Origin of the sequence: Actinokineospora pegani (assembly GCF_009745975.1) — a bacterium.
Classification (GTDB): Bacteria; Actinomycetota; Actinomycetes; order Mycobacteriales; family Pseudonocardiaceae; genus Actinokineospora; species Actinokineospora pegani.
The window spans coordinates 1-2,023 of record NZ_WHOL01000080.1 but is presented as its reverse complement, the minus strand read 5'-3'; the positions used below and the strand labels follow the sequence as shown (position 1 = coordinate 2,023).

The 2,023-nt window shown below is 75.5% G+C and carries 1 protein-coding gene; it reads right to left on the bottom strand.

The features are described from left to right. Window positions 1–2,023 (bottom strand): type I polyketide synthase (locus GCL84_RS13180; RefSeq protein ID WP_156755752.1); only part of this gene is annotated, 2,023 nt, incomplete at both ends.

Sequence of the window (2,023 nt, the reverse complement as noted above, 5' to 3'; positions counted from 1 at the left end):
GACACCGCGCACGAACAGCTCGGCCATCGAGGTCAGCAGCCGCCGCAGGCCGCCGTCGTCCCGCCGCAGCGTGCCGGTGACCACCGCGTCGACCTCGGTGCCGTCCACCACCTCGGTGATCGGCTGCACCAGCACCGGGTGCGCGGAGACCTCGACGAACGTCGTGTGGCCCTGGGAAAGCAGCTCGGCAACGGCCGGGCCGAAGCGCACCTGTTGGCGCAGGTTGCGGTACCAGTAGTCGCCATCGACCACACCCGCGTCGGTGATCCACTCGCTGGTGACGGTCGAGTAGAACGGAATCATCGGCGCCTGCGCGGAGACCCCGGCCAGCGCCTCGGCGAGCCGGTCGCGGATGTCCTCCACGTGCCGGGTGTGCGAGGCGTAGTCCACCGCGACCCGCCGCCCGGACAGGGCGTCCACCGCCTCGGCCAGCGCCTCGGCGTCGCCCGCGATCACCACCGAGGCGGGGCCGTTGACGGCGGCGATCTCCACCCGGCCCGCCCACGGGGCGAGTCGGGCGGCGGCGTCGTCCTCGCCCAGGGCGACCGTGGCCATGCCGCCGCGCCCGGACAGGTCGGCGGCGATGGCCTGACTGCGCACCGCGACCACCCGGGCCGCGTCGTCCAACGACAGCGCGCCAGCCACGCACGCGGCGGCGATCTCACCCTGCGAGTGGCCAAGCACCGCGTCGGGGACAACCCCGGCAGCGGCCCACACCGCCGCCAGACCCACCATCACGGCGAAGCTGGCGGGTTGCAGCACGTCGACCCGGTCCATCAGGCCGGGGGCGGTCTCACCGCGCAGGACGTCCACAAGGGACCAGTCGACCCACGGCCCCAGCGCGGCGGCGCACTCGGCGACCCGCTCGGCGAACACCGGGGAGGAGTCCAGCAGCTCGCGGCCCATGCCGACCCACTGCGCCCCCTGCCCCGGGAACACCCACACCAGCCTGCCGGGCGCACCGGCGCCGCCGGTCACGACACCGGCCGCGCTCTCCCCCCGCGCCAGCGCGCTGAGCCCGGCCGTCGCCTCCTCGGCGCAACCCGCCACCACCACGGCGCGGTCGCCCAGCACCGCCCGCGTCGACAGCAGGGCGCCCGCCACCCGGGTCAGCGGCAGGTCGCTGGACCGCTGGAGGAACGCGGCCAGCCTCCCCGCCTGCCCCGCCAGCGAACCGGCGCTGCGCGCGGACACCACCAGCGGCGCCACAGCGCCGGACGGCGTCTCGTCGGCCGCGGGCAACGCGGGCTCGTCGGGCGCCTCCTCGATGATCAGGTGCGCGTTGGTCCCGCTGATGCCGAAGGACGACACACCGACCCGGCGCGGGCGCCCGTCGCGCGGCCAGTCCCGCGCCTCGGTCAGCAGCTCGACAGCGCCCGCCGTCCAGTCCACCTGGCCGGTGGGCGCGTCCACGTGCAGGGTCGGCGGCAGCACGCCGTGCCGCAGCGCCTGCACCATCTTGATCACACTGGCCACGCCCGCGGCGGCCTGGGTGTGGCCGATGTTCGACTTCAGCGAGCCCAGCCACAGCGGGTCCGCCGGGTCGCGGTCCCGGCCGTAGGTGGCCAGCAGGGCCTGCGCCTCGATCGGGTCGCCCAGCGCCGTGCCGGTCCCGTGCGCCTCGACAGCGTCCACATCGGACGCCGAGAGCCCGGCGACGGCCAGCGCGGCGCGGATCACCCGCTGCTGCGACGGGCCGTTCGGCGCGGTCAGGCCGTTGGAGGCCCCGTCCTGGTTCACCGAGCTGCCCCGCAGCACCGCGAGCACCTGGTGCCCGCGCTCGCGGGCCACCGACAGCCGTTCCAGCACGACGATGGCGACGCCTTCGGAGAGCACCGTCCCGTCCGCGCCGTCGGCGAACGCCTTGACGCGCCCGTCCTCGGCCAGCCCCTTCTGCCGCGACATGCCCAGGACACCGATCGGCGAGCCCATCACCGCGACCCCGCCCGCGAGCGCCATTGAGCACTCACCGGACCGCAGCGCCTGCGCGGCCAAGTGCATCGCCACCAACGACGACGAGCAC